Source organism: Streptomyces sp. NPDC059371, assembly GCF_042751995.1.
Taxonomy (GTDB): Bacteria; Actinomycetota; Actinomycetes; order Streptomycetales; family Streptomycetaceae; genus Streptomyces.
Map to the genome: position 1 here is coordinate 1 of NZ_JBHYXD010000021.1, position 22169 is coordinate 22169.

Annotated in this window: 19 protein-coding genes and 1 pseudogene; 9 read left to right on the top strand and 11 right to left on the bottom strand. The window is 69.9% G+C overall.

Annotated features, from left to right (window positions below; genetic code table 11):
* Positions 1–225 precede the first annotated feature (225 nt).
* The 3 genes from ACFXGX_RS14825 to ACFXGX_RS14835 form a co-directional block, all read right to left on the bottom strand.
* Positions 226–1386 carry an AAA family ATPase gene (locus ACFXGX_RS14825; RefSeq protein ID WP_384789962.1) on the bottom strand — a complete coding sequence of 387 codons (1161 nt, stop codon included), beginning with the start codon at positions 1384–1386 and terminating at the stop codon, positions 226–228.
* Positions 1387–1560: 174 nt separating this feature from the next.
* Positions 1561–6462, bottom strand: coding sequence for a DNA-binding protein (locus tag ACFXGX_RS14830; RefSeq protein ID WP_384789965.1), 4902 nt, complete (start codon positions 6460–6462; stop codon positions 1561–1563).
* Positions 6459–7325, bottom strand: coding sequence for a DUF4132 domain-containing protein (locus tag ACFXGX_RS14835; protein WP_384789968.1), 867 nt, complete (start codon positions 7323–7325; stop codon positions 6459–6461). Before ACFXGX_RS14835 ends, ACFXGX_RS14830 begins: the two co-directional genes overlap by 4 nt.
* A 175-nt stretch (positions 7326–7500) precedes the next feature.
* On the opposite strand from ACFXGX_RS14835, the gene ACFXGX_RS14840 reads away from it, so the two are divergent.
* Together ACFXGX_RS14840 and ACFXGX_RS14845 are read left to right on the top strand one after the other, a co-directional pair.
* Positions 7501–8307, top strand: coding sequence for an inositol monophosphatase family protein (locus ACFXGX_RS14840; RefSeq protein WP_384789970.1), 807 nt, complete (start codon positions 7501–7503; stop codon positions 8305–8307).
* Between the two features lie 339 nt (positions 8308–8646).
* Positions 8647–11046 carry a beta-L-arabinofuranosidase domain-containing protein gene (locus tag ACFXGX_RS14845; RefSeq protein ID WP_384789973.1) on the top strand — a complete coding sequence of 800 codons (2400 nt, stop codon included), beginning with the start codon at positions 8647–8649 and terminating at the stop codon, positions 11044–11046.
* Positions 11047–11149: 103 nt separating this feature from the next.
* Here the strand turns inward: ACFXGX_RS14845 and ACFXGX_RS14850 are convergent, their stop codons facing one another.
* Complete coding sequence (locus ACFXGX_RS14850) at positions 11150–11656, bottom strand: DUF6584 family protein (RefSeq protein ID WP_384789976.1); 507 nt, start codon at positions 11654–11656, stop codon at positions 11150–11152.
* 81 nt (positions 11657–11737) lie between these two features.
* Between ACFXGX_RS14850 and ACFXGX_RS14855 the strand changes: the two genes are divergently transcribed.
* Entirely contained in the window at positions 11738–12190 is a 453-nt protein-coding gene (locus ACFXGX_RS14855) for a GNAT family N-acetyltransferase (RefSeq protein WP_384789979.1), read from the top strand.
* Here the strand turns inward: ACFXGX_RS14855 and ACFXGX_RS14860 are convergent.
* Positions 12187–13563 carry a serine hydrolase domain-containing protein gene (locus tag ACFXGX_RS14860; RefSeq protein ID WP_384789982.1) on the bottom strand — a complete coding sequence of 459 codons (1377 nt, stop codon included), beginning with the start codon at positions 13561–13563 and terminating at the stop codon, positions 12187–12189. The two genes, ACFXGX_RS14855 and ACFXGX_RS14860, sit on opposite strands and share 4 nt — an antisense overlap.
* Positions 13564–13667: 104 nt before the next feature.
* Between ACFXGX_RS14860 and ACFXGX_RS14865 the strand changes: the two genes are divergently transcribed.
* Positions 13668–14363, top strand: a complete 696-nt coding sequence (locus ACFXGX_RS14865) for a TetR/AcrR family transcriptional regulator (RefSeq protein ID WP_384789986.1) — start codon at positions 13668–13670, stop codon at positions 14361–14363.
* Positions 14364–14493: 130 nt separating this feature from the next.
* Here the strand turns inward: ACFXGX_RS14865 and ACFXGX_RS14870 are convergent, their stop codons facing one another.
* The 5 genes from ACFXGX_RS14870 to ACFXGX_RS14890 form a co-directional block, all read right to left on the bottom strand.
* Entirely contained in the window at positions 14494–15120 is a 627-nt protein-coding gene (locus ACFXGX_RS14870) for a hypothetical protein (protein ID WP_384789989.1), read from the bottom strand.
* Positions 15121–15318: 198 nt separating this feature from the next.
* Positions 15319–15840 carry a hypothetical protein gene (locus ACFXGX_RS14875; protein ID WP_384789991.1) on the bottom strand — a complete coding sequence of 174 codons (522 nt, stop codon included), beginning with the start codon at positions 15838–15840 and terminating at the stop codon, positions 15319–15321.
* A 115-nt stretch (positions 15841–15955) separates the two neighbouring features.
* Complete coding sequence (locus ACFXGX_RS14880; protein ID WP_384789994.1) at positions 15956–16351, bottom strand: VOC family protein; 396 nt, start codon at positions 16349–16351, stop codon at positions 15956–15958.
* 353 nt (positions 16352–16704) lie between these two features.
* Positions 16705–17319, bottom strand: coding sequence for a hypothetical protein (locus tag ACFXGX_RS14885; protein ID WP_384789997.1), 615 nt, complete (start codon positions 17317–17319; stop codon positions 16705–16707).
* 56 nt (positions 17320–17375) lie between these two features.
* Entirely contained in the window at positions 17376–18068 is a 693-nt protein-coding gene (locus tag ACFXGX_RS14890; RefSeq protein WP_384790000.1) for a VOC family protein, read from the bottom strand.
* Between the two features lie 157 nt (positions 18069–18225).
* Between ACFXGX_RS14890 and ACFXGX_RS14895 the strand changes: the two genes are divergently transcribed.
* From ACFXGX_RS14895 to ACFXGX_RS14905, 3 genes and pseudogenes are all read left to right on the top strand, one after another.
* Positions 18226–18447, top strand: coding sequence for a hypothetical protein (locus ACFXGX_RS14895; protein WP_384790003.1), 222 nt, complete (start codon positions 18226–18228; stop codon positions 18445–18447).
* 590 nt (positions 18448–19037) lie between these two features.
* Positions 19038–19322 (top strand): hypothetical protein, encoded by a 285-nt coding sequence (locus ACFXGX_RS14900; protein WP_384790006.1) that lies wholly within the window; start codon positions 19038–19040, stop codon positions 19320–19322.
* Positions 19323–19356: 34 nt separating this feature from the next.
* Positions 19357–20126: pseudogene (locus ACFXGX_RS14905) on the top strand (transposase).
* Between the two features lie 273 nt (positions 20127–20399).
* Here the strand turns inward: ACFXGX_RS14905 and ACFXGX_RS14910 are convergent.
* Positions 20400–21161 (bottom strand): XRE family transcriptional regulator, encoded by a 762-nt coding sequence (locus tag ACFXGX_RS14910; protein WP_384790009.1) that lies wholly within the window; start codon positions 21159–21161, stop codon positions 20400–20402.
* A 117-nt stretch (positions 21162–21278) separates the two neighbouring features.
* Here ACFXGX_RS14910 and ACFXGX_RS14915 point away from each other — a divergent pair, with 117 nt between their 5' ends.
* Both ACFXGX_RS14915 and ACFXGX_RS14920 read left to right on the top strand, forming a co-directional pair.
* The gene (locus ACFXGX_RS14915) at positions 21279–21458 is read left to right on the top strand and encodes a hypothetical protein (RefSeq protein WP_384790012.1); all 180 of its coding nucleotides are present in this window, start codon (positions 21279–21281) and stop codon (positions 21456–21458) included.
* A gap of 237 nt (positions 21459–21695) precedes the next feature.
* The gene (locus ACFXGX_RS14920; protein WP_384790015.1) at positions 21696–22157 is read left to right on the top strand and encodes a glycine-rich domain-containing protein; all 462 of its coding nucleotides are present in this window, start codon (positions 21696–21698) and stop codon (positions 22155–22157) included.
* The last annotated feature ends 12 nt before the right edge of the window (positions 22158–22169 follow it).

A 22169-nucleotide genomic window follows, 5' to 3' on the forward strand; every position in this document is an offset into this window, starting at 1 on the left:
CGGTCTCGCCCGGAAGCTCGAAACCACTCCCGACCGACGATGCGACCGAGCCCCGCCCCCCGGGCGCCCCCGGGTCCCCCAGCGCGCGGGCGCGCGCGGGGTGGGGCCCGGGCTGGGGCCCGCGGGCGGGCGCGGGGGGGGGGTTGGGCGGCCTACCACCAGGGCCCGCCCCCCCCACGGAGCCGGCGAGGGCGGTGACGGCCGCCCGTGGATCCTGGGTGTACGTCACCGGAGGTTCTCCCGCAGGTCCCAGAGCCTGCGCCACAGCGCGGAGCCGTCCTCGGCGCGGCGGCGCACCGGACCGTCCCAGTAGCCGAGCAGACGCGCGTGGTCGGCGGGGTCGTCCTTGCGGACGACGCCCAGCAGATGACCGGGGACCAGATCGAGGGAGTCGGCGCCGGGAAGGTACGCGGCGGCCACCCCGAGGGAGACCGCGACCTGCACCGCCTCGGCCGTCGACATGACCGTGCCGGGCCGCTCCACGTCCCAGCCCTCCGCCGACCGTCCGGCCCGGAGGTCGCGGAACACGGTGACCAGCACGTCCAGGACCGCGTCGTCGACGCCGAAGGCGGCGCCCGCCCGCTCGACGGCCGCGACGGCCTGACGGCGTACGAGCGCGGTCTCGGCGTCGACGTCGGCGATCGGGTGCACGGTCTCGAAGTTGAAGCGGCGCTTGAGCGCGGCGGACATCTCCGAGACACCGCGGTCGCGCAGGTTGGCGGTGGCGATGACGGTGAATCCGGGGGCGGCCGCGACCTGCGCGTCGTCGGTCCCGGCCAGTTCGGGCACGCTCATCCGTCGGTCGGACAGGATCGACACCAGCGCGTCCTGCACCTCCGGCAGACAGCGGGTGATCTCCTCGACGCGGGCCACCCGCCCGCCGCGCATGGCGGCCAGCACCGGCGAGTCGACCAGTGCCGTCGGCGTCGGGCCCTGGGCGAGCAGCAGCGCGTAGTTCCATCCGTAGCGCAGGGCGTCCTCGGTGGTGCCCGCGGTGCCCTGGACGGTCAGCGCGCTGGTGCCGGAGACGGCGGCGGACAGCAGCTCGGAGAGCATGGACTTGGCCGTGCCCGGCTCACCGACCAGCAGGAGGCCGCGTTCTCCGGCGAGGGTGACGACACACCGCTCCACCAGGGCGCGCTCGCCGACGAACTTGGGGGCGATGACGAGCTTGTCGGGCAGCGAGTCGTGGCGCTCGGGCAGGGCGAGGGGCTCGCCGCCGCTGCCGGACACGAAGGTGATGACGGCGCGCGGCGTCAGCCGCCAGCCGGGCGGGCGGGGGCCCGTGTCGTGGGCGGCGAGGAAGGCGAGTTCGGTGGCGTGGCGTTCCTCGGCGGGCAGGGTCTGCCGGTCCGGAAGGGCGGTCGCCGTGTCGGTCGGGGTCATGCGCGTTCCTTGTTCGATGGGTATGTGCACGGTGAGTTGCAGAAGGTGGCTGGAGCCTTCAGGGGCCGGCTGAGTCGTGAGGTGCAAAAGGAGGCCGGGACGTTCGATATGGCTGGGTGAGTGTCGGAAGGTGCCGGGGCCCGTGCCGGAGGTCGCCAGGGCCCCGGCGGTGTGTCAGCGGCGGCGGCCGGGTCGCATCGCGAACTCCTCGAACCGGGGCCCGCCGCCCTCCAGGACCTGCCGCCAGACCCTTCGGTAAAGGTCCGCGACCGGTTCCGTCGGCACGATCACGGCGAGCAGGGCTTCCTCGTTCCACAGCAGGTCGTCATACAGCGGCCGCTTCCACTGCTCCAGCGGAACGCGCGGAGCCTTCGGCACCACCCAGCCGCCGGGCAGGAACAGCGAACGCCCGGCCCTGGTTCGGCTGGCCTCCACCACCAGGTCGGTGGCCGCCAGTTCGGCACGGGCCGCCTTGAGACGGGCCGGCTTCCATCCCGTCCAGCGGGCCGTCATCCGGTCCGTCGGGTCGGGCATGGCGAGCAGCATGAGGTAGAGCGCGGCGGAGTCCTCACCGAGGCCGTACTCCTTAGCGGCCTCCGTCACCAGATCCGGAACCGAGCGGGTCGGGTCCTGCGGCCACCAGGTGCCGTCCTCGGCGCGCTCGCCCGCCTGCGGGTCGCCCGGATCGGCGAGCAGCGCCTCGAAGCGGGCGGAACGGGCCAGCCGCAGGGCCACCTCCACCTGGTAGGGACGCTGGCCGTCGACGCGCAGCGCGGGCAGGTACGGGTCCTGGCCCGCCTCGTCGAGCAGGGAGACCCGCAGCGCGGGGGAGGGCTGGTCGTCGTGCGTGGCGAGGACGACGGCACCGTAGCGTTCGAAACCCTTGCCGACCTCGGTCGGAGCGCCCGCCGTCTTCCGGAAGGCGGTGATGCTGACGTACTGGTTGAGGTCGAGCATCAGCCCGGGGTGGGACAGCCGGTCGCGGACGGCGCCGAGCGCGGCGGGCAGCGCGGCGCGGATCGGATCGCCCGCGGGCAGCCGGTGGGCGAGCCAGGCGGCGAGCCCGACGAAGCCCATCAGGACCGGCCCGCCGAATCCGGCCCCGTCCCCGTCGACGCACTTGACCCGGTCACCGTCGACCGCCCACTCCAGGTCACGGGTGAGCCGGGGCTCACCGGCCGGGTCCAGCAGTGCGGGCAGCGCCTGGCGGACGTTCCACTGCCCGTGCTTGAAGGCGCGGATCGCGTCGCTGAGCAACTCCTCGGGCACGGCGGCCCGTCGGCCCACCCTGCTGTTCCAGACCTCGGCGGCGCCGGCCCAGTCCGGACCCTCGGTCCACAGGCGGGCGGGCTCGGCGGGCAGCAGCGCGGCCACGACCGCGGCACGGATCGCCGGATCCACCTGGTGCAGCTCCTCCTTGGCGACGGCCGCCGCGGCGGCCTTCACCCCGATGACCGCGCACGCCTGCGCGGTCAGGAACGACCGTTCGTAGACGTCGACCTGGGGCAGACCGGCCACAATCAGCCGGGCCATGGTGTCGGTGACGCCCGTCAGGCGCGCGAACTCCTCCGCCGCTTGCGGGAACCAGGGAGCCGGGCCGCGTGCGGACAGCTCCGCGAGGAACGCGCCGAGGCGGCCCGCGTACGGGTCCCCGCCCAGCGGAGCCGATGTCCGGAGCTCATAGGGCTTCGGGGTCTCGAAGCGCCCGGCAGGATCGTGGAAGAAGCCGGTGAAGACGCAGCCGTCCTCGCCCTGCGACACGCGTCCCACCACGGCGATGAAGGAACCGCCGCCGAGAGGCAGCACCCCGTTCCATGCGCCCTCGCGCCACTCGCCCGACGGGGTGCGCAGCACGCCCGCCCCCAGGTGCAGTTCCACCGCGCGCCAGCGCGAGGACTCGGCGGCCGACGCCAGGTCCAGGGCGTCGCATTCGGTCAGCAGCGCCCGCAGGGCCGCACGGTGGTCGTCGGGGGTGGTGCAGGCCGCTGTCCGGAAGGCCAGGGCGGGCATGCGGTCGAGCAGCGTCTCCAGATGCGGCTGGCCGACGGGAATCCGCCGTCCGTCGAGGTGGAGGAGCGCCGCCGGTCCCTCGGTGGCGGGAGTGCCGGAGAGCCCGGCCGCCCGCCTCATCTCGCGGAGGGCACGGAAGACGGTGTCGGCCTCGTCGTCCCGGTTCCACCAGGAACGGGCCGTTCCGCACAGGCCGTTCGTGGCGTCGAGGAGAACGGTGTCCGGCGGTCCGGCCGGGCCCTCCTCCTGCGGGCCGCCGTCGAGGGCGCGGGTGAGCCGGGCCGCCACCGCGTCCAGGACGGCCTGCTGACCGCCCGCGTGCCGGACGACACCGGCGATCCCCGCGACCAGCGCGTCGTGGGTGACCGGGAGATGGGAACGGATCGCCTCGAGGAGGACGTCCTTGTCCTCTGCGCCCGCGGCGGACAGCAGGGCCGCCGCGGTGTCGCGCTCGATGTGCCGTAGTGCCGCGGAGCCCTCGGGATCGCGGGCTGTCAGACACTCCCAGTACTGCACCGGCGGCAACAGCAGCGAGCCCTCGCCGAAGGCTCCGGGCGCGCGGTCGGTCTTGGCCACCGAGGTGACGACGCCGTCCGCGTCCACGATGGCGAGGCTCCAGCTCTCGCGGACGATCGCCCTCGCCTCCTCCGCGCCGGGGAAGACCACCAGCGTCGAGGGACGGCCGGCGTCCGCGGGCAGGGTGACGGTGTGTCCGGCCAGATCCTGGGCGCGCACGGAGCCGTCCGGCAGCTTCACCATGCGCAGGCCGACCAGACCGCCCACGGGAGCGGAGGCGGGCGTGGCGCCGGCGGTCGGTGACGGGCTCAGCCGGCCCCCGCCGAACGTGCTGCCCTCGGGGGCGTCCCGGAGGGCGTCGGTGAAGAAGGCGGGCCGGCTCACGCGCCCGTGCTCACCCGTCGCCGGGTCGTACTCGTGCCAGTCGTGCGTGCCGCCGTCCGAGCACCACACCCAGTACGAGACGCCGTCGCAGAGCAGTTGCCGTTCCTCGGGCAGGGTGGTGTCCCCGGCGTGCAGGACGCCGCCGCCGGTCGTGCGGCCCCCGCCGGGCAGCGGGAGGGTGATCGGTCCGTGGCCCTGGTACCAGTCCATCCGGATGCCGCGGGTGTTCCGTGCGCCTTCCAGGGACACCGGGCGGTCGGGACGGGGGTGCCAGTAGCCGCGCAGGCCGTCGTTGCGGTCGTTCCAGTAGACGAGAAGCTCTCCGTCCACGTGGTGGAAGCCCGGATCGCCCCAGTTGCCGTTCCCCGGGAGCCGCAGGTCATGGGTGAGCAGCGTGCCTTCGGCACCGATCACCCGCGCCTGGGCGGCCCCGGCCACGATGAGGTGCGGCCAGGCGTCGGCGACGACCACGTCCTCGATGTCGGCCTTGGGGACGAGGGAGGCGATCGCGTCCTCCCAGGCGGGCCAGCCGAGTTCGTCGAAGAGCCCCGCCCGCAGGGTGCGCGCCAGGACCGGTGCGAGGTCGGTGCCGGCGGCGGCCCGCACCTCGTCCTCGGTTAGCGCCAGCGCCTCGGCGGGCAGCCACTTCAACCGGGCCAGCGCATCCGGCAGTTGAGGCAGGCCGACCGCGGTGAAGCGCCGTACGACCGTACGCACCCAGTCCGCGAGCAGCGGACTGCCGCCCGGGGACGACGCCAGGAGAGCGATCGCCCGCAGCGACTGGTCGTCGTTGCCGAACCGGTCCGCGCCCCGCCCGAAGGCGCCGTGGAAGCGGCTGTCGGCGGCCACCGACACCAGGTCGCGGCGCCCCTCTCCGAGGGCCCACTGCGTCAGCAGCAGCGCGTCGCCCTTCCGCGGAGCGGCCACCGGAACGTCCAGCGACAGCAGCAGATCGATCAGATCGAGATCGTGGACGACCTTCAACGCGGCACCGGAGGCGGCGAGTTCGGTCCGCAACTGGTCCGCCGCCCGTTCCACCAGCGGATACAGCTCGGCCATGCGACTGGGGTCACGCCAGGACCGGGCCCGCTCGCGGTAGTTCAGGAACCGCTCCAGCCAGCCCGCGGCACCGTCCTGCGGCCGCTGCTCCTCGGGCAGGGAGGCATCCCACAGACCGGCGGTGGCGCCGGAGGCCTCCAGCAGCTCCAGCCACATCGCGGGCATGTCGCTGTCGTGAGCGGCGGGCATCAGATCGAGCAAGGCGCCCCGCACACGCGGCTCGCGCGCGGCCAGGGCGACCAGCGCCGTGCGGTGTCCCTTCCACCAGCCGGCCGCCGCGCGCAGGGTGGCCGGCAGCGTGAGGAGCTCGGAGACGTACTCCTGCTCGGCGAGGTTCGCGTCCCGGCCGGCCGCGCGGGCCAGCTTGCGCAGGTCGTTCGCCATCTGCGCCGACGGCGGCAGCCCGCCGGCCGTCCGGCGCAGGCACAGCCGGGTGAAGCGCCGCAGCGCGTCCTCGGCCGGCACGCGCGCCGCCAACTCCCTGGCGTATGCCGACAGCACCTTGACCGGGAGGGCCCCGGCGAGCGCGAACTCCAGGAACACGGCGTCCAGCCGCTCCTCCTGCACCGCCAGACCGTGCTCCGCCTCGGCCTTGCGGGCCCGGGTGAAGAGCTGGGCCGCATAGGTCGCGTTCTCCTCCGCGAGGAACACACGTCCGGCCTGTTCGTAGAACGTCGGCAGGAAGTGCGGCACCGAGGCCGCCAGCCGCTCCCCGAGTTCCACGAAGGCGTCGAGGGCGGCCTTCGGACGGGACTTGGCCTGGCGCCCGGCCCGCTCCAGGTCCGGGACCACGCGCAGCGCGTGGTGGCCGTCCTTCGGGTGGTGCACCAGCACCCATTCGGGAAAGCCCAGCGACTGGCGCGGTCCGAACCCGACGACGACGGGTTCGGCGTCCGGCTCCAGGCCGAGGAACCCGGCGGCCAGGTCCTCCGCGGCCCCCAGCTCGCCCGCGACCAGCCGGACCACCACCCGGTCGTCCAGGCCCGGGTGACGGTACGTCCGCGCCGTCAGCGGCACCCCCAGTTCGCCGGCCCCCTCCGTTCCGGGCGGCAGCACCGCGCCCGCCGTCAGCAGTTCCTCGTACGACACCTGCGTCCCCCCGCTCATGCGTTCTTGCCCTCCTCGATGACGCGGCCCGCGTACAGCGCCGCGGCCATGCGCATCCCCTCCGACCAGGCGACCGGTCCCACCTCGCCGAGCGGCAGGGCACGGCCGTCCTGGTCCCGCCAGGTGAGCGATCCGGTCTCGACCTCGCTGTCCCAGTACGGCTCCCCGATCCACACCGAGGATTCGAGGGTGCGTCCGCCGTCCCGCACCCGGGCGGTCGCGTACCCCCCGGACACGCGGTAGCCGAGCGAACTGGCCCGCGCGGCGAGCGCGAAGCGGGAGCGGAACGAGCCCCCCGCAAAGTCCCTCACCTCGGTGGCCTTGGCGCGGAGGTCCTCGGGCTGCCGCCAGGTGGCCCGGTGGATCTGCTCGACGCGCTGGACGATGCCGAGTTCGGCCGCGAAGTCGCGCAGATCATCGAGGTCCGGGAGGAGAACGGGGTGCGGCAGCGTCACCGTGCGCGGGGCTATCCGGACCGTCTCGCCGTCCAGGTCCACCAGCATCAGTTCGCCGGCGTCGGTGGCGCCGCGCAGGAAGCCCACGTCGTCGGGGTCGTCGCCGACCACCACCAGATCGCGCAGCGCGGACTGCCAGGCCTCGTCCAGCCACACCCGGGCCAGCAGCCCGGTGGGCACCGGCAGCGACGACACCATCCACGCGTCGACCTGTGCCACACACGCCGTGGCATGCCGGTCCAGCCACTCGGCGAAGCGCCGCAGCCGGTCCACCTCCGGGTGGTCCTTCAGCGCGCGCGGGAGCGATTTGAGCTGCCGTCCCGCCGACCGGCCCGAGGTGGCACGCGCCGCCACCCGCCCCTCCACAAGGGCGACTTCATACCCGTCACCCGCCGACACCCACCCCACGAGCCACAGCCTTCCGCGTCAAGAACACCAGATGAGAGCACAGTTCACCCAGGTCAGTCCGTCCCGGGTGGAGTGCGACTATGCAGCGAACGCTAGCGGCGGCCACTGACAATCGGCCCCGCAGCCCCACAGATCCCGGCCGCCGCACCCGGCCCGCGCCGATATCGTGCCGGAGGTGAGCAACTCGTATGCGGGACTTGACGATGCCGCGGTCGCGACAGCCGCGGCCTGTGCCGGGGCTGACGTGGTGCGGGCCCTGTACGGGCGGCGCCTCGCGCGGATCGACAAGGGCGGCGGAGACTTCGCGACCACTGCCGATGTGGAGGTCGAGAAGACGATCCTCGGCATACTTCGCGAGGCCCGGCCCGACGACGCCGTGCTCGGCGAGGAGAGCGGGCCGGGGGGTGCGGCGGGGGCCGCGCGTCAGTGGCTGGTTGACCCCCTGTGCGGCACGCTGAACTACGCGGTCGGCACCATGCTGGTGGCCGTCAACGTGGCGCTGTGCGGCGGTGCCGCCGCGGTGGCCGACCCGTTCGGCGGCGAGGTCTTCTTCACCGACGGCGAGACCGCGTGGGTACGGCGCGACGGTGCCGATGCCCGGCTGGTGCCCTCGTCCGCCACCGGGCTCGTGGACGTCAACCTGGACCCGCCGTTCCCGGGCGCGCCCGGATTTCGCGCCGTGGACCTGCTGGCTCGGCCCGCCTTCGTGGAACGCTTCCGGCCCCGGGTCGGGTCCACCACGCTGGCCCTGAGCTGGGTCGCCGCCGGCAAGCGGGCCGCGTACGTGACGGACGGCGGCGACCTGTCCGGGAGCGTGCACTTCGCCGCCGGCATCGCGCTGTGCAAGGCGGCGGGCTGCGTCGTCACCGGGATCGACGGTGCCCCGATCGGGCCGACGGGCCGGGGACTCGTGGCGGCCGCCGACTCCGAGACCCACGACCTGCTGATGTCGATGATCGGGACGCCACGGCCGCGGGTGTGAACGACGCCGTGGAACGGGCCCAGGACGTTGACATGAAATACGAGGTGCCCATTCCTGGCTCGCCGCCCACTGTCGAGCCATGAACGCGTACTTCCGGCAATCGCTCAGCGGAACCTGACGTCCGCGCACGGGATTCGGCGGCTCGGCCACCGGCTTTCGCCCCGGGCGGTCCGGCCGTCCACCGGCCTTCGCTCGGGCGGTCCGGGATCGTTCGTGACGACTCCTGGACAGCCGGACTCCGCCGTGCTGTCATGTCCGCGGCGTCATTTCCAACGTTGTAGAAGTCGGACAACGTTGTCGCACTGCGAGCGGACCCCTTTCGGAAGGCAGGTCACCTGCATGTCAGTGAGCAGACGGAGAGTCCTCGCCCTGGGCTCCGGAGCGTTGGGCGCCGCGGCGCTCGGCAGCCCGTTCGCCGGGTCCGCGGTCGCGGCGCCCCAGCCGCGAGCGGAAACGGCGCCGGTGGACGTGTTCCAGAAGCTGCCGCCGGGAAGTGTGGTCGCCCGCGGGTGGCTCGCCGGCCAACTCCGGCTGCAGCTCGCCGGTTTGTGCGGCACGTACGAGAATCTCTCGCACTTCCTCGACTTCTCCTCGACCGGCTGGGTGCATCCCGAACACGACGCCTGGGAAGAGGTGCCGTACTGGCTGCGCGGCTACATCCCGCTGGCCATCGCCACCGGCGACCAGCACGCGCTCACGCGGTCGCGTGAGTGGGTGGACGGGATCCTCGCGACCCAGCAGAGCGACGGCTTCTTCGGGCCCCGCGGCTTACGCACGGCACTCAACGGCGGACCGGACTTCTGGCCCTTCCTGCCGCTCCTGCAAGCACTGCGGACGCACGAGGAGTACACCCACGACACGCGGATCGTGCCGTTCCTCGTCCGCTTCCTCCGCTACATGAACGTCCAGGGGCCGGGATCTTTCAACACAAGCTGGGTGTCCTACCGTTGGGGCGACGGCCTGGACATCGCCGTATGGCTCCACCGCCGGACCGGCGAGGCCTTCCTGCTCGATCTCGCCGCCAAGATGCACGGTTACGGCGCCGACTGGACCGGGGCCACCCCGAGCCGGCACAACGTGAATATCGCCCAGGGCTTCCGGGAGCCCGCCCAGTACGGGCACCTGACCGGCTCCGCCGATCTCGTGAGCGCCACGTACCGGGCCTATGACACCGTGATGGGCTCCTACGGGCGGTTCCCCGGCGGCGGGTTGGCCGGGGACGAGAACTACCGACCCGGATTCGCCGACCCACGGCAGGGGTTCGAGACCTGCGGCATCGTCGAATTCATGCCCAGCCACGAGCTGTTGACCAGGATCACCGGGGACCCGGTCTGGGCGGACCGCTGTGAGGACCTGGCCTTCAACATGCTTCCGGCCTCCCTCGATCCCGACGGCAAGTCCGTCCACTACATCACCAGCGCCAACAGCGTCGACCTCGACAACCGCCCCAAGACCCAAGGGCAGTTCCAGAACGGCTTCGCCATGCAGGCCTTCCAGGCCGGCGTCGACCAGTACCGCTGCTGCCCCCACAACTACGGCATGGGCTGGCCCTACTTCACCGAGGAACTCTGGCTCACCGGTGCCGACGGCGGCCTGGTCGCCGCGCTCTACGCCCCGAGCCGCGTCAAGGCCGTGGTCGCCGGGGGAACGACGGTCACCGTCACCGAGGAAACGGGCTACCCCTTCCAGGACACGATCACCCTCACCGTGTCCACACCCCGTCCGGTGCGCTTCCCCCTGCGACTGCGCGTGCCCGGCTGGTGCGCAGGTCCCCAACTGCAGGTCAACGGAACGGCGGTCACCGCCTCGGACGGCCCGTCCTGGGCACGGATCGACCGCACCTGGCGCGACGGCGACATCGTGCGCCTGCGGCTGCCTCAGAAGGCCCGACTGCGATCATGGCCCGGCCAGCACGGCGCGGTCAGCGTCGAACGAGGCCCCCTCACCTACTCGTTGAAGATCGGCGAACGCTACGACCGTTACGCGGGAGACGACGCGTTCCCCGCGTACGAGGTCCACGCGACCACGAGATGGAACTACGGCCTCCTGCCGGAAACCTCACTCACTCCGGCGCAGACCGGCACCGTTGTCCCGGACCAGCCCTTCACGCCCGGCACCACGCCCGTGTCCCTCTCGGCGCAGGCCCGGAAGATCCCGGAGTGGGTCACGGACGACGAACAGGTCGTGGCGCCGCTGCAGGACTCTCCGGCCCGCAGCGACGCGCCGGTCGAGACGGTCACCCTCATCCCGATGGGCGCGGCGCGACTTCGTGTCACGTCCTTTCCCACGGCGGCTCCGGACGGCCGGCCCTGGACCCCGGAACCACCTTTCCGCAGACTCGCCAACAAGAACAGCGGCAAGGTCCTGGCCGTCGACGGCATGTCGACGGAGAACAGCGCACGCGTCGTGCAGTTCGACAACACCGGGACGGGCGACCACGCCTGGCAGGTCATCGACCGGGGCGACGGATGGCGGCTGATCCGGAACGGCAACAGCGGCAAGGTGCTCGGCGTCGACCACATGTCGATGGACAACAGCGCGATCGTCGTCCAGTTCGAGGACAACGGAACGGACGACCATCTGTGGACGCTCATCGACAACGGCGACGGCTGGTACCGCATACGGAACAAGAACAGCGGAAAGGTCCTGGGCGTCGACCACATGTCCACCGCCAACAGCGCCCAGGTGGTCCAGTACGACGACAACGGCACGGCCGACCACCTGTGGCGCTTCCTGTGAGCAACTGAGCCCGGCCCGGGAGCGGATCGGCGACGCGGTGTCCAGCCCGCCGCCGATCCCGCCCCCGTGCCGCACACGTCGTACGGGTCCTCGGCCGGTGACTTCAGTCGAAGAGGGCCACCAGGCCGTTCACCCAGATCGCGAGGAACGCGACGACCGCCAGCAGACAACCGGCTCCCGCCAGGAAGCCGGTGACAGGGCTGTTCCCGCTGTCGGTCTTCGTGCCGTCCGGCACGGTGTCCCATGCGACCGGATGCCCCATGGAGTCCGAGCAGGCCACCCGTACCGCTTCCAACTGCCCTCTGGCGAAGGCTGTTCCGGCCAGTGACTCCGAGCCGCTCCAGGCGAGTGCGCGCATCCGCCGCTCAGGGGTGCCGTACCTGGCCTCGAAGGCCGAGGTCTCGGCCGCGTCCCGGTCCGATTCGAGATACATCCAGCGGCCCGCCTCCGCGGGCTCTCCGTACAGCCGGTAGGTCTCGGCGAGGCGGCGCCGGAGCGTCAGGTCGTTCGGAAACGACGATACGAGTCCGCGCAGGCGCTGACGCGCGACGGGGAGCTGGCCCGCGGCCAGGTCCGCGTCGACGCGCGTCAGGGTGTCTCTCAGTGGCATGTGCCGATGATCGACTGCCGCGGCGACCGGCGTCGACTCCTTTTGGCACCCGGTGCCGGGCGTCTGTCAGGATCGTCGTTCATGGGAATCGACATAACACCCGCTGACGTGGCCGACTTTCACCAGGTCCTGGCCGATCACTCCCGCTACTGGGGTGAACGGGACCTTCGCTCGCTGCATCTTCTGGCGTTGGTGCGGGAGTTCGGGGCCACCTGCCTGGTCGCGCGTGCCGAGGACGGGATCCGCGGCTACGTCTTCGGGTTCGTCACGCCGGACGGCACCGGTTACGTGCATCTCATCGCCACCCGGGACGACACCCGTGGCAGCGGTCTCGGGCGCCGCCTGTACGCGGCGTTCGCCGAAGCGGCCGAACTCCAGGGCGCGCGACGGTTGAAGGCGATCACGTCCGTGGAGAACACCGGCTCGATCGCCTTCCATCGCAGCGTCGGCTTCGACGTGAGGATCACCGACGACTACAACGGCCCGGGTCGCGCCATGGCCGTCTTCCGGCGCGATCTGCCACTGGCGTTCTAGGAAGCCCGCGTGACCCGGTTGAACAGCCGGCCCGCGATGTCGATGCCGGTGATCGCTCCGTGGGCGTCGCGGGAGAAGTAGCCGCGCTGGCCCTGGAGGCCGCCCTCGGTGATGACGTACTCGTCGCCGTCGCCGGGAAGGAAGCCGATGGCCGCGGCCGGGTGGTCCGGTGGCATCTCCTCATCGGATGCCTCGCGGATCTCCGGTTTGATCCCGACCCCCAGAGTGAGCCGGGCGCCGTCGACGGCGATGTCGAGGTTCATGGCGTCGATCTCGTAGCGGCCGACGACCTGCCGGGCCCTTCCCTCGTCGTACGGGAGCGGCCGCGCCGGCTTCTCGGTGACGTCGAGGTAGTGCTCGAGTGCCCACCGTACGACGGACTGGTTGAAGGGGTAGCCGTCCGGACCGAGGTTGGCCAGCGAGACCACCGCGAAATCGCGCTCGGGCACGATGAGCAGTTCGGCGAACTGACCGTTGCCCGAACCGCCGTGACCGATTCCGTGGAGGCCGTCGAAGTCGTGGAGGAACCAGCAGATGCCGAAGCCGTCGCCGAGGGTGCTGCCACGGAGTTCGACCGTCTGCTCGCGCATGCGGTGCAGTTCGGCGGCGGGCAGCACACCGGCACCGTCGCCCAGCTGGAACCGGGCCCAGCGCAGCAGGTCGCTCACCGAGGAGGCGAGCCCCCCGCCCGGGTTGTCGCCGCGGGCGCCCTCCTTGAACGCGTTCCAGGGCCGGGCGACGCGCAGTTCGCCGTCCTCGGCGCGGTTGTAGCCCACGGCGAACTTGCGGACCATCACCTCGGCCAGCCCGTACACCGTGTCCGTCAGACCCACCGGCTCCAGGACGAGCGAGGCCATGGCCTGCTCGAACGGCAGCCCCGTGACCTTCTCGACGATCCGGCCCGCCAGGTTGTAACCGGCCTGGCTGTACGAGGCACGGGTGCCGGGCGGCGCGATCAGCGGGAGGCCGGGCAGCTTCGCCACCAGGCCGGCCAGTGAGCGGTCACCCTTGCCGTCGTCGATCAGATTCCAGTCCAGGCCCACGGTGTGATTCAGCAGGTTGAGGACGGTGATCCGCGCCGCGGCCTGCTCGTCGGCGAGCCGCAGTTCGGGGACGTAGTGCCGTACCGGCGCGTCCAGGTCCACCTTTCCCTCGGCGACCAGGCGCATCAGCGCGGTAGCGGTGAAGGTCTTGGAGACCGAGGCCACGGGAAACAGCGTGTTCTCGTCCACCGGCGACGGGTTGGCGAGACTGGTCACACCGTGCGAGGCGTACAGCTCCCGGCCCTCCAGGAGCACCCCGACGGCGACACCGGGGACACCGAACTCCGTGGCCTGCGACGAGACGAACTCCGACAACCTGTCCTGCGACATCTCTCCCCCTCGGATTCCTTGAACTAAGTACAAGAAAGAGCGTAGGGACGACTTGAACAAAGTGCAAGGAGTCCCATGAACTAAGTTCAAGTAAGGTGACCGCCATGCCGCGAGACACGCTGACCGCTGACCGGATCGTTCGTGCCGCCATCGAGCTGCTCGACGACGAGGGGCTGGACGGCCTCAACATGCGCAGCCTCGCGCAACGGCTCGGCTCTGCCGCCACGGCCGTCTACTGGCACATCAAGAACAAGGACGACCTGGTCCGGCTCGCCGGTGACGCGGTCTGGGGCGAGGTCGAGGTGCCCGACCTGGACACCACGGACTGGCGTTCGGCCGCCGCCGCCCATGCCGCCGGCGTGTACGCGATGCTCGGTCGGCACCCCTGGCTCGTCCAGGCGTTCGGCAGTCATCTCCTCTACGGATCGGCCCAGGCCCGTCACAACGACTTCAGCCTGGCCGTCTACGAGAAGGCCGGCTTCGCCGCCGCGGACGTGGACCGGGCGGCCGCCGCGGCCCTCGCGTTCGTGCTCGGCAGTACGCTCGGGCCCGCCGCGCAGGTGTCGTTGAACCGCCGGCTGAACAAGAGCGGCGAGGACGCGGAGGAGTTGATGGCTGACACCATGCGGCGCGCCACCGAGACCGCCAGGCAATTCCCGCACCTGCGGAAACGCCTCGACACCGTGGCCGCCGCGGAGTACGCCGGAGCACCCGACAATTCCTTCGAGTTCGGGCTCCGGTCCCTGCTCGACGGTTTCGAGGCACGCTTGGCGGCTGATCGCAGGGACGAGGTTGGCTGACCCGCGTCCGGCCTGGTGCCGGATTCGTCCTCGACGACGCCCCTGAGGATCGTCGCCCTTGCATCATGACCAGGAGCTACTGCCACCCGCTCGCTCTGATCTGCGCGCACTCTGCCTTGTGCGCGATCCTTCAGTTCTCGATGAGGGCTTGCTCCTCATCGGTGAGTCGGTCGAAGCAGGCCACTTCCGTTGCCATGACCGTCATGTCGTTGAGCGCGGGTGCTGCGAGATGCCGGGCGTAGAGGACCCAGCCCTGCTTCTTGTACGAAGCCATGAAGTAGGTGCCGTTGCCGTCGACCGGTGCCTCCTGCGACGGCGTGCTCTCTTTCCAGCCCCGCGCCGAGAGGCCGGACAGCATGACCTTCAGGTTGCGCCGTGTGTCGGTCGGATCGGCAGCTTTCGGGGAGCGGTAGTGCTCCTCGGTGGGCGACCAGGAGACCACGCAGGGGGTGAGTCGGGTGGTGAGGGCGGTGGCCTTGCGTCCCTTTTCGGTGGTGCCGCGGGCATGTGGCCCCTTGGGTACGCCGAGCCCCGCCTCCACCTTGCCGCCCGTCAGCCCGGCTGCCGAGACGGCCGCTTGCAGATCCATCCGAACGGCCTTCTGACCGAAAGGCGCCGATGCCGAAGAAGATGAAAGGGCAGCGGCAGTGGTTGCAACCGAGGCTGCAGGTCCGACGCCCGCGCCGCATCCCGTGGCGAGAATCGCCCCCAGAGCGACGGCGGCCGTGTGTATGGCGTTGAACGTGTTGGTACGCATGTGCTCTTTCTCGGCGCGCCGACTGCTGGGCATCATTCGGTCGGCCCGGTCGGCGGCCCGGTCGACCCGGTCGGTCAGATCCTGGCGCCGAATCTTCGCACGACGGCTTCTGCCTGATGGAACGGGTCCCGGGACCGGCATCGCCACGATTGGCTCGTGACGCAAGGCGTCGATGCCCCTGGCAAACTTTCGAGAGCGTCATGCCGTGGGATTCACGTTCCAGGCCGCGGGCAGATCGCTGCCGCAGAAGACGCAGACAAAGTCGTCCTCGCGCACGATGTTGATCTCCTGGCAGTCGGGACATCGTCGGAACACCACCTCGTGGGTGAAGCCGGAGGGCCGCCCGAGTTCTACGTCGTCGAGAGCGCGGGCGACTGCCGACCAGGTGCTGATGTCCGGGCAGTACCCGGTGGACTGATTGCTGACCTCACTCACGGCCCACCGGTCTGCTTGGCGCACGAAGCCGATCTCGCCGGCACTGAGAACCGTGTCTCCGCCGGCACAGGCCACGTGCTCGCTTCGACGCGGCGCCAGTCGAAGCGCACCGTCCATGCCGACCACGAAGGTGAATGGTTCAGCCAGCTCCGTCGTCGATCGCTTAGCGATCCACCTGTCGAAGTCAGCCGCCGAGCTGATACGGAATCCGCTGCCGCCTGGCCGGACCGCAGCTTTCAGCTCGGCCGGTCCGACGTATCTGTAACGCCGCCCTCGCACATTCACGTCAGCCCCTTGGTGCTCGTAACTCGATTTTGTGGTCTCAGATAGAGAGCACTGAAATCTTCTCGGCAACGTGACGGTTGCGGTGTGTGACGGGTGGTGGGTGCCCGCTCGCGGCCTAGTTCTGCGGTGCCAGGGTGCGCAGGACGTCGAACTCGTTGCCCTCGGGGTCTGCCATGACCACCCAGTCTCGGGCTGAGCCCTGGCCTACATCCGTCGCGGTGGCACCGAGGCCGAGCAATCTGGTCACCTCGTCCTCGGTGCTGCCGTCGATCGGGCTGACGTCGAGGTGGAGCCGGTTCTTCACGGTCTTGCCCTCGGGCACCTGGATGAACTGCAGGGTGGGCGCCATCTGGCGGGCCCGAACATCCTCGACGGTCGGCACCCAGGAACCGATCTCTACCTTGCCCTCGCTCCGGTCGATCACCTTGAAGTCCAGGACCTCGCACCAGAAGGCCGCGAGCCTCTCCGGATCGTGGCAGTCAACGGTCAACTCGGTGAACCTACTTGTCATGACTCTCCCAGATAGTGCGGACGGGCTCAGGGTATGCCGCCCGTCCGACAGATTCGAGATCCTTTTGACTGGGACATCAGACGAGCTTGACCCGGCGTCAGGTACGCGAGAAGCCCCTGGTAGGAGCAGGTCTGTGAGGAACTGGTTCCGGATACCGAGAGGTGTCATGCGTTGACCAGTGTCACCTTCACCGGCGTGCTCGATGTCAGCCACCAGAACGGCGGGGCCGGCCTCCGCCACCCGGTAAAGAAGCCCAAGAGCGGCCCGCGCTGCCCTCGTCCTGCTCCAGATGGAGCACGGTCGCACCGGCTGACGAGGGTCACGAACCGTCACGAGACGTTACCGAGAAGGGCTCACCGGTGCTCATGCTCGGAGTCGGACCAAGTCGCCACGAAGGCCCGCCGATCTGGAAAGCGGGGACCCGGGACTATCGCTTGGGTGGATTCACCGTTGTGCCAACACACTTGCTCGGGGGCGCCGTCGCCGGTGTCGAACAGGCAGCACACTCCTCCGCTGTCGGCGGTGAGGTCGTTGAACACCTTCCTGATGTTGGCCGATCGCGCAAACACACGGCTCATCCCCGACGTTGCTGCCCAGCACTCCACTGACGTATAGCCAGGGTGCAGAAGGGACTCGAACCGGATCGTCGCGTAGATGTACCCGATCTGGATGCGCCCGTCCGTGTCGGGTTCAGGGCCGTTCGTCTGCGCGTACTCGCGAAGTGCGTCATCGACGTCGAACATGAGGGAAGTGTCGAGCTCGAGGGTGCTGCTCCGGGAGCAGTCGACCGGCTCGCTCTTGAATTGGGACGTGAACGGGAGCGCGAGCCGGTCACCGCCGGGCAGGGTTATCTCGAGTGGTGGTACGGATACGGCGCGGGCCGGTGGCGCCAGCTCGGCCAGATTGGCCAACGCCCTCGCGACATTCCGAGGACGCAGATAGATGTCGTAGCCGTAGACCAGCCCCACACTTCCCCCTGTCCCAGATCGAACCGCATCCTCGGGTCGTACGGCCGAGGGAAGTCTCAGCCGTCTCGACCCTGCCACGTGGTCACGCAGGCTTCGTTGCCCTCCAGGTCGGCAAGTACCCAGAAGGCGGGGGCGCGGGTCGCCGACACAAGCCGGCCTCCAGCCGCCAGCGCGGTCTCGATCCGCCGGGGTGCCTCGTCATGCGGAACACAGATGTCGAAGTGGATGCGATTACGTTGTGGGCGCGGCTGGTCCATCTGCTGGAACCAGATGGCCGGGCCCTGCCCGACCGGGTCGACGAGCGGAGCCTCCGGTCCCTCGGTACCCGCCTCATCCGTATAGCCCAGCACCGCCTTCCAAAACGGCCGGATCCCGGCGATGTCCAGTGCATCGATGGCGATCTCCAGAAGCTGGACGGACCGCGGTGCCCCCGTTCCGATTTCGGGCTCTGCCACAAGCCCGGACCTGTCAGCGGCGGCTGTGATCTCACGCGCGAGTTCGACATCCCGGGTGGTAACCGCTGCGCGGTCCAACGACTGCAGAGTGAAGACGACCCGATCGGGGCGGACGTCGACCCGAAGGTGCCGGTCGACGTCGTCGCCGCACACCGCGACAGTGTCCGCCGCCAAGCCCGTCGCCTGAGCCAACGATCCGACCCGGACCGACGTTCGCAAAGTGCCTAGCAAGAGGCGCCACCCGCAGTCCTGGACCGCCGCCGATGCTTCCTGCCGACTCAATATCTGCTCCATGGCCGCATCCTCGCAGCCCGCTGTCAGCCCCGCTTGCCGTGACGGTCGTCGTCGCTCTGCTCAGGACATTTGTATGGTTCCTTGTGTGACACCTGTACTGCGGTATGTGCGCCTCGTGACCCTGCAACAAGCCTGTCGGCCTCCGTAGGCTTGCGGCATGTTCAAATCTCACAAACCAGGACCAGACGATGCCTGGGAAGGCATCGTCGAGGACAAGTCGCGGGGCATGCTCGACGGCGCGAACATGTACCACTTCGTCAAGGTGAGGCACCCGGACGGCCAGTCCATCAAGGTGCGCATCGACCGTGGGCTGTGGAAGTCGATCGCGGTCGGCGACCGCATCGTGAAGGAGCCGGGAAGCGGCCCCGTCAAGGCGTGACCCCCAGGGTGCTGGACGAAGAACACCACGCATCGACCTCGGCCAGCACCCACAGGTCTACTAGCGCAAGAGATGCCGGTGACGCCCTGGTTGGGTCGGGAGGTGCTGCGGCGATGCGATCCGAAAACCTGACTCGATGAATTGGACAGTCGGAGGTGTCGACGTGGCGTGGTCCCCAGCCGGAACCGACGGCGTGGGCGACGAGTCGGTCATCGCGCCAAGTGGTAGGTCTGTCGCCGCACGGCGGATGCCGACAGGCGGGGACCCGCTGGAGGAGCAGATGCAAGGCGTGGGCCCTGCCCTGAGCGTCGACGGTCGAGTGCAACTCGTCAAGAAGCGCGACTAAGGGCTGTCCCGTAACTGCTGGTCGGGGCGAGCCGGGGTTGGGCGGTCTCGTTGCCTGTTCATGGCCAGCCACAATGGCAAGATGACGGCTCCGACCATCCTGAGAGGCCACCCTCGTGCCCACGCCTGCCGACTACCTCGCACTGGCGCGTGCCGAGAAGGACAGCTCTGTCCTACACCGCCTCGTTCAGTGTCCGTACCCCTTCGTCTGGCAGGCTCTGGCCGCCAACCCTCACACCCCGTCCGTGGCTCTCCTGGAGCTGAGCAAGGCTCGCGACAGTGTCTGGAACGACAACCGGCTCCTTTGCCTCCTGGCCGAACACCCGGGGGCAAACGGCATCGTTCTCCGAGCTGTGCTCGATGGCGTTGCAGCGAAGCTTGACGAGGGCGAAAGGCCCTACGCCGCCGTCCTTGCTCTCGCGGGCCGGCCAGAGCTTGAGACCGGCGAGGTGAGAAAGCTCGGGACTCTTCGAGGGGCCTCTGCTCGTCTACGCCGCCTGCTTGCACTGCGGCTGAGCTCCCGCATCTGAATGATCGTGCCTCTCCAGGTGCGACGATCACGGCGTGGCTGGTGTGATCAAGGCGTCGGAGCCTTCCTGGACAGCCCCGTTCACCGGGCTGAGCCCGCGTGTCTTCCGGAAGCTGGTGACGGTTCTGCGTCGCGAGGGTGTGGACGCCGTCCGCAAGGGCCGGCCATGGAGCCTTCCGCTGGAGGACCGGCTCCTGCTGGTCGCGGCGTACTGGCGAACCAACCTCACGATGCGGCAGCGCGCGCCGCTGTTCGGGGTGTCGAAGTCGGCAGCCGACCGGATCATCGACCACCTCGGACCGATGCTCGCCCTACAGCCCCGCAAGCGGTTCGCCAGAGACACCGTGCTCATCGTGGACGGCACCTTGGTTCCCACCCGCGACCACACCATCGCCGAGCGGTCGAAGAACTACTGGTACTCCACCAACCACCAGGTCGTCATCGACGCCGACACCCGCCTGGTCGTCGTGGTCGGCCGGCCCCTCGCTGGAAACCGCAACGACTGCAAGGCGTGGGAGGAATCCGGCGCCAAAGCCGCCGTCGGCAAGACCACCCGATCGCCGACGGCGGCTACCCGGGCACCGGACTCGTCATCCCGCACCGTCGGCAGCACGGCCAGACCGAACTTCAGGGCTGGATAGAGGAGAACAACAAGTCCCACAAGCAGGTCCGTGTCCGCGTCGAGCACGTCTTCGCCCGCATGAAGACCTGGAAGATCCTCCGCGACTGCCGCCTCAGAGGCGATGGCGTCCATCACGCCATGCGCGGCATCGCACGGATGCACAACCTCGCCCTCGCCGGATAAGCCGACGCGATATCGCCACCCGCCGCGCCCGAGGCGTCTCAAGGATCATTTGCGGGACAGTCCTTAGCGGGCCCGGCAGTTCTTGCCCCTTCACCCGCGTCAGATGGCTACCCCAGGCCCGGTGACCGCGTCCACGAGAGGGACCCGGTTTGCGCTCGTCGGTGGCTGGCTGCCTCCTTTGCGGGTCGTCCATGCGGCCTGCTCCGGACCACGGAAGCGAGAGCCCCGCGCTTCCCTGGATGGGAGACGCGGGGCCGCATTGCACGTCCGGGATCAGGCTTCGGGGTGCCGGTCGTAGGCGGTGAGCGTCGCCTTGTTCGTCGAGGCATCCTGGAAAACCAGTTCCCACGGGCCGGTGTTGACGTCGAACTCCTTGCCGAAGCCAACCCATTTGCCCGTCATGCGGCGGCCGGTCGGCTCGACGAGCAGTTGGATCGCTCCGTGGTAGCGGGCGCCTCGGTAGTAGCCCTCGGACGCCGTCTGCTCGGTCCATGTGCCGGTGGCGACGTGACCGTCCACCTCCAAGTCCATGGCCAGGGGCGAGTCTGAGGACCCGGGTAGCGAACGGGCCGTCAGCCGGTTGCCGTGCTGCAGGATCACGGCGTAGTGCAGCCCGGTGAAGGCTGACTCCCTCCCGCTGGAGAAGTACTCGTACCGCGACAGCCACACCCCCGAGTAGTTCCGTGACGTGGTCTGCGGCATCGTCTGCGGTCCGCTTGCCGTGGGGGCGACGCCGTCGGCGCCTGCTGCCATGTCGTGTCCTCCTTTGCCGTCGTCCGAGACGCGCGCCAGAGGCAGGCTCACGGTGAAGCCGAGGGACTCGATGGGCAGGCCGGTGACGTCTTCAAGGGCGCGGGCGTACACGGGGCGGGGTGCCGTGGTGGTGCCGGCTTCCCAGCGCTGCACCAGTCTCTTGTTCGCGTCATTGGGGACGCCTGCACGGGCGCCGGCTTCACGGACCGCGCGGGCGAAGTCGTCTTGGGACAGGAGCATGCCCATACGGACCGCTCGCAGGGCGCTGTTCGGTGTGGCCATACCGTCACGGTAGACCTCAACGCCCGGGAATGACACCGAAATGACGCCCCTAATGTCGCCGGTTTGACGCCTGCACTGACGCCGCGTAACCCACCACGACCGGGCCACCTTGAACTCGTGACCGACACAAGCAGCGACAGCCTGCACCCGGGTCTGACCATCACGGTCTACCGCGTCGACCCCGTGACGATGGAGCGCACACCCGTGCACTCCCGCTCGCTTCCACCGGCCGACGAACCATCGTTCAGCCTCGCGTTCCCGCCCTGCGAGTGCAGTCGCTGCAGGAAGAACGGATGAGCCGATGCCCCTGATGTGGGACGACGAATTCGAGCGCGATGCGGTCACATGCATCGCCCGTGGCCTGCACGCCGCCGACGCGTCGTCCGTTACCTACCTCGCGCCTCGACCCCGGACATCCGTTCGATCGTTCACGCCCGAGCGCAGGACTGCGCTTCAAGACTCCGCCGACCCGTACAGCCATGACGGCGGGTCGGTGTCCCGACCGGGGCACGTACCCACAACAGGAGGAACGACGTGACCATCGCGTTAGAACGTCCCGCGAGCACCACCAACCCGATGACCCTTCTCAGCGCCGAGGTCGCTGAGCGGATCACCCGCAGGATCACCGCCGACCATCCGGAGATCAGCGCCGACATCGCGCACCGGATCGTCAGCCAGGCAGTCGCCTTCATCGCGGCGTCCGGTCGGCAGCCGGGACAGACGCTGGCGCCGAGCGCTCTGGTCGACCTCGGCTGGCACGCGTTCATCCTGCACACCGTCGACTACGCGGCCTTCTGTGAGAAGGCCGCGGGCCGGCTCGTGCATCACGTCCCGACGGACGACGGCGACACCGCGACCGAAGAGGCGCAGCGGACCAGGGAACGCACCCTCGCAGCCATTTCGGCGGCCGGGTTCTCCGTCGACCGGGAGTTGTGGCCGGACGTGGCGGAGTGCACCCAATGCCACGCCGGTTGCACAGACAGCCCGAACAACTGACGAACCGGCACA